At 60.4% G+C, this 13,854-nt stretch carries 13 protein-coding genes; 6 read left to right on the top strand and 7 right to left on the bottom strand.

Annotation, left to right across the window (positions count from 1 at the left end; all coding sequences use genetic code 11):
• Window positions 1-97 precede the first annotated feature (97 nt).
• Entirely contained in the window at window positions 98-1,363 is a 1,266-nt protein-coding gene (locus AC0L37_RS09800; RefSeq protein ID WP_282221275.1) for a peptidoglycan DD-metalloendopeptidase family protein, read from the top strand.
• Window positions 1,364-1,414: 51 nt separating this feature from the next.
• Here the strand turns inward: AC0L37_RS09800 and AC0L37_RS09795 are convergent, their stop codons facing one another.
• Window positions 1,415-2,296 carry an ATP-binding protein gene (locus AC0L37_RS09795; RefSeq protein ID WP_282221276.1) on the bottom strand — a complete coding sequence of 294 codons (882 nt, stop codon included), beginning with the start codon at window positions 2,294-2,296 and terminating at the stop codon, window positions 1,415-1,417.
• 201 nt (window positions 2,297-2,497) lie between these two features.
• Between AC0L37_RS09795 and yajC the strand changes: the two genes are divergently transcribed.
• The 4 genes from yajC (at window position 2,498) to AC0L37_RS09775 (ending at window position 6,718) form a co-directional block, all read left to right on the top strand.
• On the top strand, window positions 2,498-2,848 hold the full coding sequence (gene yajC / locus AC0L37_RS09790) for a preprotein translocase subunit YajC (protein ID WP_212658196.1): 351 nt from the start codon (window positions 2,498-2,500) through the stop codon (window positions 2,846-2,848).
• A gap of 64 nt (window positions 2,849-2,912) precedes the next feature.
• Window positions 2,913-5,474 carry a protein translocase subunit SecD gene (gene secD / locus AC0L37_RS09785; protein WP_212658195.1) on the top strand — a complete coding sequence of 854 codons (2,562 nt, stop codon included), beginning with the start codon at window positions 2,913-2,915 and terminating at the stop codon, window positions 5,472-5,474.
• A gap of 7 nt (window positions 5,475-5,481) precedes the next feature.
• A complete protein-coding gene (locus tag AC0L37_RS09780; protein ID WP_282221277.1) occupies window positions 5,482-5,871 on the top strand; it encodes an Mth938-like domain-containing protein in 390 nt (129 codons plus the stop codon).
• A 1-nt stretch (window position 5,872) separates the two neighbouring features.
• A complete protein-coding gene (locus tag AC0L37_RS09775; protein ID WP_212658193.1) occupies window positions 5,873-6,718 on the top strand; it encodes a phytoene/squalene synthase family protein in 846 nt (281 codons plus the stop codon).
• Here AC0L37_RS09775 and AC0L37_RS09770 read toward each other — a convergent pair.
• Window positions 6,715-7,167, bottom strand: a complete 453-nt coding sequence (locus AC0L37_RS09770) for a YiiD C-terminal domain-containing protein (protein ID WP_282221278.1) — start codon at window positions 7,165-7,167, stop codon at window positions 6,715-6,717. The two genes, AC0L37_RS09775 and AC0L37_RS09770, sit on opposite strands and share 4 nt — an antisense overlap.
• Window positions 7,164-8,549 (bottom strand): methylenetetrahydrofolate--tRNA-(uracil(54)-C(5))-methyltransferase (FADH(2)-oxidizing) TrmFO, encoded by a 1,386-nt coding sequence (trmFO, locus tag AC0L37_RS09765; protein ID WP_282221279.1) that lies wholly within the window; start codon window positions 8,547-8,549, stop codon window positions 7,164-7,166. The genes AC0L37_RS09770 and trmFO overlap by 4 nt, the downstream gene beginning before the upstream one ends.
• A gap of 95 nt (window positions 8,550-8,644) precedes the next feature.
• On the opposite strand from trmFO, the gene AC0L37_RS09760 reads away from it, so the two are divergent.
• On the top strand, window positions 8,645-9,298 hold the full coding sequence (locus AC0L37_RS09760; RefSeq protein WP_282221280.1) for a glutathione S-transferase family protein: 654 nt from the start codon (window positions 8,645-8,647) through the stop codon (window positions 9,296-9,298).
• On the opposite strand, the gene AC0L37_RS09755 is transcribed toward AC0L37_RS09760, so the two are convergent.
• The 4 genes from AC0L37_RS09755 to uvrA form a co-directional block, all read right to left on the bottom strand.
• Entirely contained in the window at window positions 9,295-9,855 is a 561-nt protein-coding gene (locus tag AC0L37_RS09755; protein ID WP_282221281.1) for a type 1 glutamine amidotransferase domain-containing protein, read from the bottom strand. The two genes, AC0L37_RS09760 and AC0L37_RS09755, sit on opposite strands and share 4 nt — an antisense overlap.
• Before the next feature lie 159 nt (window positions 9,856-10,014).
• Window positions 10,015-10,164, bottom strand: coding sequence for a DUF1127 domain-containing protein (locus AC0L37_RS09750; RefSeq protein WP_212658188.1), 150 nt, complete (start codon window positions 10,162-10,164; stop codon window positions 10,015-10,017).
• 198 nt (window positions 10,165-10,362) lie between these two features.
• The gene (locus AC0L37_RS09745) at window positions 10,363-10,515 is read right to left on the bottom strand and encodes a hypothetical protein (RefSeq protein WP_212658187.1); all 153 of its coding nucleotides are present in this window, start codon (window positions 10,513-10,515) and stop codon (window positions 10,363-10,365) included.
• Between the two features lie 255 nt (window positions 10,516-10,770).
• Complete coding sequence (gene uvrA / locus AC0L37_RS09740; protein WP_212658186.1) at window positions 10,771-13,665, bottom strand: excinuclease ABC subunit UvrA; 2,895 nt, start codon at window positions 13,663-13,665, stop codon at window positions 10,771-10,773.
• Between the last annotated feature and the right edge of the window lie 189 nt (window positions 13,666-13,854).

Genomic DNA, 13,854 nt, shown 5'->3' with positions numbered 1-13,854 from the left:
TGTTCGATTTTGCTCAAATCGCATCGGCCTTAAACTCGTCTTTACCTTACCGGCCTAGTCTCAAATTCGTGTTGAGTACCTGCGTACGAGTAAGCTGATGAGTATCCGCGTATCCCGTCGGGCACCCAAGGGTGCCGTTGCGATGGCTGGCCTTCTGGTTGCTGCCGTTGCCCTGTCCGGGTGTTCCAGTCTGGGTAGTCGCGCCTTTGGCGACCCCACCACGACTGGCGCGCTCCCGCAGGCCGCTCCCCAATCATTTAATCAGCCCATGCCGGCCAGCCTTGGCGCGCCGCAGAACATGGTGGCTGACGCCCAGTTCCTGCCACCGGCCAATGTCGGTGGTTCAATGGGGCAGTCCGGAACGGTTCAGCCGCTCTGGGGTCAGCCGACACAACCCGCATTCAGCCAGCCGATCACGCCCATGGCGAGCGGCGGTGCTGCGCCTACCGTTCAGTCGCAAAATCTACCAGTTCTGAGTTCTTCGCCCCAGGGGTCCGTTCCAGCCATGCAAGCACAGCCCGCCGTCGCTTCGGCTACCATGCCGTCTCCCGCTGCCCTTGGCAGCATGCCGACCAATAATTCGGTGCCAACGCTGGCTGCGGTGACGCCATCAGCGCCGGCTACCAGTGGGACCTTTACCCACACCATCGCCAGCGGTGAATCGCTCTATACGATTGCCCGCCGCTATGAGGTGACGACCCAGTCGCTGGTTCAGGCCAATAGCCTGGAATCACCCGACAAGATCGTCGTTGGTCAGAAGGTGATCATCCCGGGTCGCGCCGATCTGCTCTCGACCAAGGCTCCCGTCGCCAGAACGGCGTCGGCCAGCGAGACAATCGCCCCTGTTCCGGCCCAGCAGACCCTGCCACAGGCTGCGCCCAATACATTGCAGGCCACCACGGCCCCAGCTGCCGCTCCTGCTCCAGTTGCGGCCCCTGCCACGGCTGAACCCGTCAAGGTTGCTGCAGCACCTGCCGCAGAACCAGTCATGTCCGGCAGTGACAAGTTCCGCTGGCCCGTCAGTGGCCGTGTACTGGTTGATTTCGCTGCATCCAAGGGCACCGGCATCAATATTGAAGCTGCAGAGGGTGCCTCGATCAAGGCCGCCGAAAACGGCACCGTCATCTATGTCGGTTCGGGCGTTGAGGGGTATGGCAATCTGATCCTGATCCGCCACCCCAATGGCTACGTCTCGGCCTACGCCCATCTCGGTTCAATGAATGTTGCCAAGGGCACCAATGTTAGCCGCGGTGATACCATCGGCGCTGCGGGCAAGACCGGCTCGGTGACCAAGCCGCAGCTGCACTTTGAGCTGCGCAAGGGTGCGACACCGGTCGACCCGGTTCCGCTGCTCGCCAGCTAGGCACTGATCGTCTGACAATACAAAGCCCCCGCAATTGCGGGGGCTTTTGCTTTAGGTGGCGGATTTGCCCATTTCACCAGCCAGAGTGCGGACAAGTTGAATGGCGACGCGACCCGATCGCGCGCCGCGTGTTGCGGCCCACTCAATGGCCCGTGCGCGCAGGGTTTCCTCGTCCAGTTCCAGACCGTAATGGGTCGCATAGGCCTGCACCATGGTCAGGAAGGTCGGCTGATCGCAATTGTGGAACCCCAGCCACAGACCGAAGCGGTCCGATAGCGACACCTTCTCTTCGACGGCCTCGCCGGGATTGATGGCCGTCGAACGCTCGTTTTCGATCATGTCCCGTGGCATCAGATGGCGCCGGTTCGATGTGGCGTAGAACAGGGCATTGCTCGGCCGCCCCTCCAGTCCGCCATCAAGAATGGTCTTGAGCGATTTGTAGCTGGTCTCGCCGGTATCAAAGCTCAGATCGTCGCAGAAGACGATGAAACGCGCGCGCTCATTGGCGATGTGGCGCATCAGGACGGGCAGGGTCTCAAGGTCTTCCCGCGCAATCTCGATCAGCACCAGTCGTTCAAAGCCATCCTCGCTTCGTTCGCTGATGTCCCCGTGAATCGCTTTGACCAGCGAACTCTTGCCCATGCCGCGTGCGCCCCATAGCAGCGCATTGTTGGCGCCGTGACCGCGCGCAAACTGTTCGGTATTGCGCAGCAAGATGTCCTGCACTGCGTCAATGCCCTTGAGCATGGCCAAAGGCACGCGACTGACCTGCGGTACGGCCAGCAGTTCTCCCGAATCGCCATCCCAGTGATAGGCATTGGCCGTGCCCAGGGCAGGGGCCTGTGGTGTTTTATCGGGCGCCAGCGCCTGCAATGCCTGGGCAATCGCATCTAGTTTGGCACTGATTTCGGCTAGGTGGTCTTTGCTCTTCAACGCTGTCTATCCTCAAGCTCGGCGCGGCAATTTGCGGCGTCCGGAATGCCTTTGCAATCACTGGGTCGCAAATGTATAGTCCGCCCGATTTTGACCGGGGCGCAAGTGCAACCAGCCCCACATGCGTCCAGTGCCTCGCGCAGCGCTGTGGATTGACTGGCGCAGTCCCTCCCAAACCAAGAAAAACTCAAGGAACTCGCTATGTTTGTAACGCCCGCTTACGCCCAGGCAGCCGGCGCCGCCGGTACCGGTGGCATCGGTGACATCTTCATTCAGTTGATGCCGATTCTGCTCTTGGTCGTGATCTTCTGGTTCCTGATCTTCCGCCCACAGCAGAAGCGTCTGAAAGCCCAGCAGGCCATGTTGGCAGCGATCCGTCGCGGCGACACCGTGGTCACCACCGGCGGTATCATCGGCAAGGTCACTAAGGCTGTTGATGGCGAAGATCTTGAAGTCGAGATCGCCTCGGGCGTGAAGGTCAAGATCGTGCGCGGCATGGTCTCTGATGTCCGCTCCAAGGCTGAGCCGGTCAACGACAACAAGCCAGCCTGATAACAGGCTCCCGAATGTTGCCGGAGCCTAAGGGCTCCGGCTTTTTCCTTCCAGGACGACTTAAATGCAGTTCTCGCCGGTCCGTACCGCCATCATCATTGCTGTCACTCTGCTGGGCTTCTTCTTCGCCCTGCCGAGCTTTTTGCCGCAAACCGTGCGGGACGCATGGCCGAGCTGGCTGCCGTCGCAGACCATCGTCCTGGGCCTTGATTTGCAGGGCGGCTCGCATCTGCTGCTGGAGGTCAATCAGGATGGCATTGTCACCGAGCGCCTGGCGGACCTTCGCCGCGACGCCCGCAGCATTCTGGCCAATGACAATGGCATCGGCAATCTGATCACCACCGACGAGGTCTCGCGCTCGATTTCGATCGAACTGACCGACCCGACACAGGCTGACACTGCGCTGACCGCGTTGGCAGGCCTGCAGAATTCGGTTGGGGGTACGTTGTTCTCGACGTCCGGCGTCCAGGAACTGACAATCGAGCCCGCTGCTGACGGACGGATCACCGTGGCGCTGACCCAGGAGGGTATCGACGACCGCATGTCTGCTCTGGTCGCGCAGTCGATCGAAGTTATCCGCAATCGTATTGACGAGCTGGGCACAACAGAGCCGACCATTCAGCGTCAGGGCAATAATCGTGTTCTGGTGCAGGTCCCAGGCTTTGGCGACTCCACGCGTCTCAAGGACATTATTTCGCGCACTGCGCGCCTGACCTTCCACATGGTCTATCCAGGCATGACAGCCGCGCAGGCCGATGCCCAGGGTCTGCCTGCCGGCACCATGATCCTGCCCAGCCAGGATGGCGGCAGCGAACTGCTCTATGAAGACATCGCCCTTGGTGGCGAATCCCTGGTGGACGCGCAGCCCAGCTATGACCAGCAGCGCGCCATGCCCGTCGTGAGCTTCCGCTTCGACACCCGCGGCGCCATCGCCTTCGGCCAGATCACCTCGAACAATGTCGGCCAGCGTTTCGCTATCGTGCTCGACAACCAGGTTATCACTGCCCCTGTGATCCAGTCGCCCATTACCGGTGGTTCGGGCCAGATCAGCGGCAGCTTCACCACCGCTACCGCCAACGACCTTGCCGTGCTGCTGCGTGGTGGTGCTTTGCCCGCCAGCCTCGATATCGTTGAAGAGCGCTCGGTCAGTGCCGGTCTTGGCGCGGATTCTATCCGTGCAGGTGTCACCGCCGGTATCATCGGCGCGATCGCCGTGATCGTCTTTATGGTCATCGCCTATGGCCTGTTCGGTGTGTTTGCCGACATTGCAGTGATGCTCAATGTCGTGCTGATCCTGGCTGCTCTGTCCATGCTTGGTGCAACGCTCACGCTGCCCGGCATCGCCGGTATCGTTCTGACCATCGGTATGGCCGTTGACGCCAATGTGCTGATCTTCGAGCGCATACGTGAGGAACTGGCTGCCGGACGGAGCAAGATTTCCGCTATTGAAGCGGGCTTCCAGCGCGCCATGGCCACCATTCTGGATGCCAACATTACCACGCTGATTGCTGCCGTGGTTCTGTTCTACCTCGGCTCTGGTCCGGTTCAGGGCTTCGCCGTCACGCTGGCTCTGGGTATTCTGACGACCTTGTTCACTGCTTATATGGTGACCCTGTTCATCGTTGGTCGCTGGTACAACTGGGCTCGCCCCAAGACCCTGCGCATTCAGCTGGTGCGCCTGATCCCGGACGGCACCAAGATCTCCTTCATGGGCATTCGCAAATACGCGATTGCTTTCTCGATCATCACCTCGATCCTGTCGCTGGGCTGGTTTGGCTATCACGGCCTCAATCTCGGCATTGATTTCCGCGGCGGTTCCGCCATGGAAATCCAGGCCACCGACGGCACAGCCGAACCCGGTGCGATCCGCGAAGCGCTCTCGGCGCTCGATCTTGGTGAAATCCAGGTGCAGGGCTTTGGTGAGACCGACCGGCTACTGGTGCGCGTTCAGACCCAGGACGGCGGCGCATCTGCCCAGCAGGATGCTGTCAATTTGGTGCAGCAGACCATCGAGGATGCTGGCTACGTGACTCGCGGTACGGAAACCGTTGGCCCTACGGTATCGAGCGAACTGGCCATCACCGGGGCCATCGGCCTTGGTGTCGCGCTGCTTGGCATTCTAGTCTATCTCTGGTTCCGCTTTGAGTGGCAGTTCGCGGTTGGAGCGATCATTTCGACGGGTCACGACGTGATCCTTACCATCGGCCTGTTCGCCTTTGTCGGGCTGGAGTTCAACGCGTCCAGCATCGCCGCGATCCTGACCATTGTCGGTTACTCGCTCAACGATACCGTCGTGATTTACGACCGCATCCGCGAGTACCGCATGAAGTACAAGAAGATCGGCTTGCCCGAGATCATCGATATTTCGATCAACTCGACGCTGCCGCGTACCATCCTGACAGCATCGACCACCTTCATCGCACTGATGGCTCTGGTGGTGTTTGGTGGCGATGTGATCCGCAGCTTCACCATCTCAATGGCCTGGGGCGTGCTGGTCGGTACCTATTCGTCGATCTTCATCGCCGCACCGATCCTGATCTATCTCGGTGTTACCACCCGTCTGGATCAGGCTGGCGACAAGGATGGCACGGAGTTGACCGATCCCACGGATGGCGCGGCGGTCTGAGGCTCTCATGACCGAAACCACACCCGGCCACTTTCCCGATCAGGTCGGCATCGACGCCTATGGCAATAGCGGGTTCCGCTTTGCCGAGATGTCGCACCGTGGCTCGTTGCTCTGCCTGCCCACCGGCATGCTCGGCTGGAGTGTCGCTACCCCGGCCGAGATCACGCTGGAAAGCCTGGCACCGGTGTTGACCGCCGCTGACGACATCGATGTACTCATGATTGGTCTGGGACACGACATCACCGGACTGTCGCCCGATGTTCGGGCGGCACTGCGCGAGCAGGGTATCATTGTCGAGGCCATTACAACCGGCAGCGCCGTACGCACCTATAATGTCTTGCTGGCCGAGCATCGTGCCGTGGCGGCCGCGTTGATTGCGGTCGACAAGGTCCGCTGAGATGAGTGCTGAGAGCTTTGTTCACGCTGCGGACGCCCTGCGCAGCGGGGATCGTGACCGCTACCTTTCGACACTGGTGCTAACTGGTGCACATCGCGACGCCGTCACCGCGCTCTACGCCTTTAACGCCGATGTCGCCTCCACGCGCGAGCGCGTGTCGGATCCGGCGCCTGGCGAAATCCGGCTGCAATGGTGGAGTGATGCGCTCGATGGCGAGGGCCACGGGGCGGTTCGGCAAAATCCGGTAGCTGATGCGCTGCTCGATACCATTGCCCGCTACAACATACCCGCCGGCACGCTGTTGCGTCTGCTGGGGGCGCGACGTTTCGATCTATATGATGACCCGATGCCCGATCTTGAGAGCTTTGAGGGTTATGCTGGGGAGACGGTATCCACGCTGTATCAACTGGCCGCCATGATCCTCAATGATGGCGAGACCATCGAGACCGGCGACGCGGCGGGGCATCTAGGCGTCGCTCATGCGATGATCGGTCATCTGCGCGGTTTTGGCCACTTCGCCGCTCAGGGGCGCATCATGCTGCCCTGGACCATTTTCGCGGCCAATGGCGTGCAGGAAGGCGAGATATTCGCTGGCACGGACAGCGAGGGGCTTTCAGAGGCGCTGGGCCAGATTTCTGAACTGGCTTCTGGCCATCTGATCAAGGCCGAGACGGCCATTGCGAATTTGCCGGCCCATCTCAAGCCAGCCTTCGCGCCAATTGCAGTGCTCAAGGCGCAGTATCGGCTTCTCGAGCAACGCTCGCGGGCGCCGTTTGCGGCCGCACCAGACGACGCAGATTGGCGCAAGATTACCCGACTGGCCTGGTGGGCTTGGCGCAACCGCTAAAGGCGCTGATTGCCGAATGCGACGAAGTCGCCGGACAGACGACCCGCTACGGCGCCCTCATAATCAAGTTCTGCATCAACGCTGATCCGCGCCACGCCGCGACGCGCCAACAGGCGCGAGAAGCGGTCCCAATCGGCATCTGGTGGTAGTGCCGAGCGCGCCGTGAAGTCTCCGGCAATGGGGGCCAGATAATCCATCGTGTTGCGTTGGATGACAACGCGACTTGGTCGACCCGCAGCTGTCAGGCGCAAGTGCAGCAGACACCAGGCTGAGAGGATCGCTACGGCCGAGGCACTGCCACCGAACACCGTGTCCCGGTGGTTGATATTGGGTGCCAGCGGCGCGCCCAGCGTCACGCTCGTATCGGCAATCGCAACCACCCGCACCGCCATCGCCCGAGAAAGCGGGATATGATCGTGCAGATAGGTTTCGAGCTCTGCCGGTGTCATGCCCAGGCTTTCAGATCCTCAAGCGCCCGCGAGGTGATCGCCCTGCGCTTTGCCTGCGTCTTTTCCGGCCCGCGCCAACGGGTGACGCCTTCCGGTTTGGTAACCGTGACCGGTGGGAACAGACCGAAATTGACGTTCATTGGCTGGAAGCTGCGCGCGCCACTATAACTCTCGGACTCGATGTGTCCGCCGGTGATGTGGGCAACCAGAGCGCCCAATGCAGTGGTATTTGGCGGCGTGGCCATGGTCTCACCACGCGCTTCAGCTGCCGCGAGGCGACCGGTGATCAGCCCTACAGCGGCGCTTTCCACATAGCCCTCAACGCCGGTGACCTGACCCGCGAAACGAATTCGCGGATCAGCTTTCAGTTTCAGGTCCGGCCCTAGAACTTTGGGCGAATTGAGGAAGGTATTGCGATGCAGCCCCCCCAGACGCGCAAACTGCGCATTCTCGAGGCCCGGGATCATGCGCAGGATTTCCGCCTGAACGCCGTAGCGCATCTTGGTCTGGAACCCCACCATGTTCCACAGCGTGCCCAGTGCATTGTCCTGACGCAACTGCACGATGGCGTAGCTCTTGACCTGCGGGTCGCGCGGATTGGTCAATCCGACCGGTTTCATCGGGCCGTGCCGCAGTGTTTCTTCGCCGCGTTCCGCCATCACTTCAATCGGCAGGCAGCCATCGAAATAGGGGACCTTTTCCCAGTCCTTGAATTCATGCAGCGGAGCAGTCTTTAGCGCCTCGACAAAGGCGTAGTACTGCTCCTTGTTCATCGGACAGTTCAGATAGTCGGCACCCGTGCCGCCCGGACCGGCCTTGTCGTAGCGCGACTGCGCCCAGACTATGTCCATATTGATACTGTCGAAATGCACAATCGGTGCGATGGCGTCGAAGAAGGCCAGCGCATCTTCACCCGTCTTGGCCAGAATCGCATCCGCCATCGCCGGTGAGGTAAGAGGGCCGGTCGCAATGATCACATTGCGCCAGTCTTCGGGCGGCATGCCGGCCACTTCCTCACGCGCCATGGTGATGTTGGGGTGGTTTTCGATAGCCTCGGTGACCGCGGCAGAAAAACCGTGCCGATCAACGCCCAATGCGCCGCCAGCAGGGATCTGGTGCTTGTCGGCACACGCCATGATTACCGAATTGCAGCGCCGCATCTCTTCGTGCAGCAAGCCGACGGCGTTGTGCTCATGGTCGTCAGAGCGGAAGCTGTTGGAACAGACCAACTCGGCCAGGCTGTCGGTCTGGTGCGCGTCAGTGCCGCGTACGGGTCGCATTTCATGCAGAATGACCTGTGCGCCAGCCTCCGCTGCCTGCCATGCTGCTTCCGAGCCGGCAAGACCGCCGCCGATGATATGAATAGGTTCTGATGTGGACATGAGCGCCAGATAGCAAGCGCCGTTGAACTGCGCAACACAGACCTGTGGTCTGCCCCGGGTGCAGTGTTATGGTCCCATGCAGGGGGACGCTGTTGATGGCCAGAAAGCTGGTACTTTGGGGGCGCAGAAGCTCGTGCAATGTCCAGAAAGTGATCTGGGCGCTCGAAGAACTGCAACTGCTCTATGTGCATGTCGAACTTGGTGGCGAGCATGGCGGTCTCGACGATCCCGCCTATCGCGCGCTCAACCCCAATGGTCTGGTGCCCACGCTTCAGGATGGCGAGCTGGCGATATGGGAAAGCCATGCCATCGTGCGTTATCTGGCCGCGGCTTATGGCGATGACGGGACCTGGCCACCAGATCCCGCCCGACGGGCCATTGTGGATCAATGGACCGACTGGACTGCCACGACCTTCCAGCCCGCCTGGATCAAGCTGTTCTGGCTTGTCGTACGCACCCCGCAGACCGATCACGACGTGTCTTCGATTATGGCGGCCTATGCCGAGACGGTCGCCGCCATGCTGCAACTGGACAACCATCTCGCCGCCAATGCATTTGTGGCCGGCAACAGGCTGAGCTATGCCGACATCGTGGCCGGCGTTGCGCTGTTTCGCTGGTTCACAATGGACATCGATCGCCCCTCCATGCCCGGCATTGAACACTGGTACGCGCGCCTGCAGCAACGGCCCGGCTTTCGCCAGGCCGTAATGGTCAGTTATGAGGAATTGATTGGTCGGCGCGCCTATTAGGCGGCGCGGCTCTCGTGTTTGCCTTCGAGGATCTCTTCGCCAATCTTGTCACAGAAGGCAGGCAGGTCGTCAGGCTTGCGGCTGGTGATCAGCCCCTTGTCGACAACAACCTCGCTGTCTTCCCACAGACCACCTGCATTGATCACGTCGGTTTTGATCGATGGATATGAGGTCACCTTGCGGCCCGACACCACACCGGCTTCGATCAGCAGCCAAGGGGCGTGGCACACGGCGGCAACGACTTTCTTCTGTTCCCAGAAAGCTTTGATCAGTTCTATTGCCTTGGGTTCGACGCGCAACAGGTCGGGGTTGATCTGTCCGCCAGGCAGCACGATGGCGTCGTAATCGTCGGCCGAAGCATTCGAGAGCGCCTTGTCCACTGGCACGCTATCGCCCCAGTCGGTCTTGTCCCAGCCCTTGATCTCGCCGGTCTCTGGCGAAATCACATGCACAGTGGCACCTGCATCGCGCAGCGTATTCAGCGGCACTTCCAGCTCGGATTGTTCAAAGCCGTTGGTGGCAAGGATGGCGATGTTTTTCCCGGAAAGGTTCTGCATTGGTCACTCCTGTTCGTTGTCGGGCTCAACGGGTCAGGATTGCAGGAGTTCCAGCCCTTTCAGGCTTGTGATCACGCTATCGCGGACAACAAAACACCCGCATCTCAAGGAGAAGCGGGTGTTCGGTTTGGGTCGACTTGGAGGTTTGAAATCGACGACTTAGAGCGAGCTGACATGATCACGTGCAACGCGATTGATATCGGTGCGCGAGATGCCCAGATCGTTGAGCTGGCGGTTGTCGAGAGCGGCGAGTTCACGAACGGTCTGCTGGTAAGCGGCCCATTTCTTGAAGGTATTGCGAATGTTCATTTGGAAGTCTCCTTGGTTTACGAGCTTATATTTAGGGCAGTGCCACCAGAATGAGCAGTGGGATAATGGTCAAATGAGCTATGCGTTCTGTGCGGGGCTGGGCAAATTGTGGTTACCAAAACTCTAACCCGTGCAAAACACGGATGGCCGCCGGATGGCGTCTTGGCGGCCATCGCAAATTCGGTGGCTCGAAAAAGCCTAGCGATCAAACAGCGACCGGGTCATTTTCGAAAAGTCGGGACCTGAGATCCCCAGTAGATCGGCATCACGCGTTGAGGGAACGTCCATTTCCCGCAACGTCTGCTTGATGTCGACCAGGCGCTTGACGCGCCAGACGGCTCTCACAAACATCGGCGTATTCCCTTTTGGCTGTCTTGTAGACAGGTCCAAGATGGGGTGATTTGGACGGAAGCGCCATGTCGTAAACGTCAACTGCATCATGCAGAGAGCGCATATCAATTTCACAAATTTGTCGTGCTGGTGCCACTTTGGCGTCAGGCCATGCGGCGGCTCGGCTCGGTGGAGGACACACCGCGTCCAGCCACCAGAGAAACCTATCGGCTAACAGACTGCTAGCACTGACATGCACTTACCTGCGTTTTTGGCCTACTCGGCAGCCTCGGTCGCGAAATGCGGCCGACGGCCGATCACCTCCTTGAGGAAGTGGCCGGTATGGGAACGCGCATTGGCCGCCACATCCTCGGGCGTACCTACTGCCACAATCTCGCCACCACCATCGCCGCCCTCTGGTCCCAGATCGATGACCCAGTCGGCGGTCTTGATGACTTCAAGATTGTGCTCGATCACCACAACGGTATTGCCGCCCTCAACCAACTCGTGCAGCACCTCGAGCAGCTTGGCCACATCGTGGAAATGCAGACCCGTGGTCGGCTCATCGAGCATATAGAGTGTGCGACCGGTGGCGCGCTTGGACAATTCCTTGGACAGCTTGACGCGCTGCGCCTCACCACCCGAAAGCGTGGTGGCTGGCTGGCCGATCTTGACGTATCCCAGCCCCACCCGCTGCAGCGTGGCAAACTTGTCGCGAATCGTCGGCACCGCCGAGAAGAAATCGACGCCTTCGTCGATCGTCATGTCCAGGATGTCGGAGATCGACTTGCCCTTGAACTGCACTTCAAGCGTTTCGCGGTTGTAGCGCTTGCCCTTGCACACGTCGCAGGTGACGTAGACGTCGGGCAGGAAGTGCATCTCGATCTTGAGCACGCCATCGCCCTGGCATTTCTCGCAGCGCCCGCCCTTGACGTTGAAGCTGAACCGGCCCGGACCATAGCCACGTGTCTTGGCTTCGGGCAGACCGGCAAACCACTCGCGCAGCGGCGTGAAGGCGCCGGTATAGGTTGCTGGATTGGAGCGCGGCGTGCGGCCAATCGGCGACTGGTCGATATCGATGACCTTGTCGAGGAATTCGAGGCCCGTCAGGGATTCGTGCGGGGCTGGCACCACGCGGGCGCCATTCAGCCGGCGCGCAATGGCCTGATACATGGTGTCGATCATCAGGGTGGACTTGCCGCCGCCCGACACACCGGTAATGGCCACGAACATGCCCAGCGGCACATCCACCGAAACGTTTTTAAGGTTATTGCCCGTCGCGCCCTTGATGCTGAGCGCCTTGCCCGGCTTGCCGGTGCGGCGCTCGGCTGGCATGGCAATGCCCATGCGGCCCGACAGATATTTGCCGGTCAGCGAATCGGGGTGATTGAGGATGTCCTGCGGCGTGCCTTCAGCCACGATATGGCCGCCATGCACACCCGCGCCGGGGCCGATGTCGACGACATAGTCCGCCGTCATGATGGCATCTTCGTCATGTTCGACCACGATGACCGTATTGCCGATATCACGCAGCCGCTGCAGGGTTTCAAGCAGTCGGGCATTGTCGCGCTGATGCAGACCGATCGAGGGCTCATCAAGCACATAGAGCACACCGGTCAGGCCCGAGCCGATCTGACTGGCCAGACGGATGCGCTGGCTCTCGCCGCCCGACAGCGTTCCCGAATTGCGGGCCATGGTCAGATAGTCCAGTCCCACATCGATCAGGAAGTTCAGGCGCTCACGAATCTCTTTGAGAATGCGCTCGCCGATCAGCTTCTGATTGTCGGTAAAGCGCTCGGGCAGGGCCTCGAACCACTCCGCCGCGCTGCGGATCGACTTCTCAGTGACCTGACCGACATGCAGCCCGTCAATCTTGACTGCCAGCGATTCCGGCTTCAGGCGATAGCCGCCACAGGCCACGCAGGGCTTGGCGGACATGTACTTCTCGATCTCTTCGCGCATGCCGGCGCTCTCGGTTTCCCGATAACGACGCTCGAGATTGCCGATCACGCCTTCAAAAACCTTGCTGGTCTTGTACTGGCGCAAACCGTCCTCATAGACGAAATCAATCTTGGTCTTGCCCGTGCCGTAGAGCACGGCGTGCTGCACATCGAAGGGCAGCTCGTTCCACGCGGTGCCGATCGATGCGCCAAAGTGCTTGGCGACGGCGCTCAGTGTCTGCTTGTAATAGGGTGCGCTGGTCTTGGACCAAGGCAGAATGGCGCCATCGCGCAGCGACAGCGTCGGATCGGGCACGATCTGATCGGAGTCGATCTTCTGCTCGGTGCCCAGGCCATCACAGACCGGGCAGGCGCCAAACGGGTTGTTGAACGAGAACAGGCGTGGCTCGATCTCGGCAATGGTGAAGCCGGAAACAGGGCAGGCGAACTTTTCCGAAAAAGTCTGCTGGCGCGGCGTGCCATCCTCGTTCTTCTCGTCGGCAAACTCGATCAGTGCAATGCCATCGGCCAGCTTGAGCGCGGTTTCAAAGCTTTCGGCCAGTCGTCCCGCGATATCGGGCCCGATGACCAGACGGTCGATGACCACTTCTATGTCGTGCTTGAGCTTTTTGTCGAGCGCCGGGGCGTCTTCAATCTCGTGGTATTCGCCATCAATCTTGACGCGCTGGAAGCCCTTGCGCATCAGGTCGGCGAGTTCCTTCTTGTATTCACCCTTGCGACCGCGGGCGATGGGCGCCAGCAGGTAGAGCCTTGTGCCTTCGGCCAGTTCAAGGGTCTTGTCGACCATCTGGGTAACGGTCTGGCTTTCAATGGGCAGGCCGGTGGCGGGCGAGTAGGGCACGCCGACGCGCGCGAACAGCAGGCGCAGATAATCATAGATTTCGGTAACCGTGCCCACGGTGGAACGCGGGTTGCGGCTGGTGGTCTTTTGCTCGATGGAGATTGCGGGGCTCAGCCCCTCAATATGCTCAACATCGGGCTTCTGCATCATTTCGAGGAACTGCCGGGCGTAGGCGGACAGTGATTCCACGTACCGGCGCTGCCCTTCGGCATAGATGGTGTCGAACGCCAGCGACGATTTACCTGACCCCGACAGGCCCGTCATGACGATCAGGCTGTCGCGTGGCAGCTTCACGTCGATACCCTTGAGATTGTGTTCGCGGGCACCGCGTACGATGATCTCTCGGTTCAGGCTGGGCTTTGGCGTCATCATTGTAGTCCATGGCTCGGTGCGCCAGAGTGGCTGCACAGCGGTCAAACGGTCATTCGGCAGGGCGGGAAGAACAGGAAAATAGGCGCGGCAGGCCCTTGCCGCAAGCCGGCCTCACGCATGGCGGCCCGGCACCACATTCACCTTAGCGTGTCCGCTCACCCTTGCCACGTCGCATATCGCAATCGG

Source organism: Devosia sp. J2-20 (genome assembly GCF_055808475.1).
Note: the sequence above shows the minus strand (reverse complement) of the source record. Positions and strands in the feature narration are given on the sequence as shown.

Coding starts and splice junctions, on each gene's coding strand:
- AC0L37_RS09770 (WP_282221278.1), bottom strand. CDS start 7,167: ATGACACCGGCAGAGCTCGAAACCTATCTGCACGATCATATCCCGCTT.
- AC0L37_RS09760 (WP_282221280.1), top strand. CDS start 8,645: ATGGCCAGAAAGCTGGTACTTTGGGGGCGCAGAAGCTCGTGCAATGTC.
- AC0L37_RS09780 (WP_282221277.1), top strand. CDS start 5,482: ATGACCGAAACCACACCCGGCCACTTTCCCGATCAGGTCGGCATCGAC.
- trmFO (WP_282221279.1), bottom strand. CDS start 8,549: ATGTCCACATCAGAACCTATTCATATCATCGGCGGCGGTCTTGCCGGC.
- uvrA (WP_212658186.1), bottom strand. CDS start 13,665: ATGACGCCAAAGCCCAGCCTGAACCGAGAGATCATCGTACGCGGTGCC.
- secD (WP_212658195.1), top strand. CDS start 2,913: ATGCAGTTCTCGCCGGTCCGTACCGCCATCATCATTGCTGTCACTCTG.
- AC0L37_RS09745 (WP_212658187.1), bottom strand. CDS start 10,515: ATGTTTGTGAGAGCCGTCTGGCGCGTCAAGCGCCTGGTCGACATCAAG.
- AC0L37_RS09800 (WP_282221275.1), top strand. CDS start 98: ATGAGTATCCGCGTATCCCGTCGGGCACCCAAGGGTGCCGTTGCGATG.
- AC0L37_RS09775 (WP_212658193.1), top strand. CDS start 5,873: ATGAGTGCTGAGAGCTTTGTTCACGCTGCGGACGCCCTGCGCAGCGGG.
- yajC (WP_212658196.1), top strand. CDS start 2,498: ATGTTTGTAACGCCCGCTTACGCCCAGGCAGCCGGCGCCGCCGGTACC.
- AC0L37_RS09750 (WP_212658188.1), bottom strand. CDS start 10,164: ATGAACATTCGCAATACCTTCAAGAAATGGGCCGCTTACCAGCAGACC.
- AC0L37_RS09755 (WP_282221281.1), bottom strand. CDS start 9,855: ATGCAGAACCTTTCCGGGAAAAACATCGCCATCCTTGCCACCAACGGC.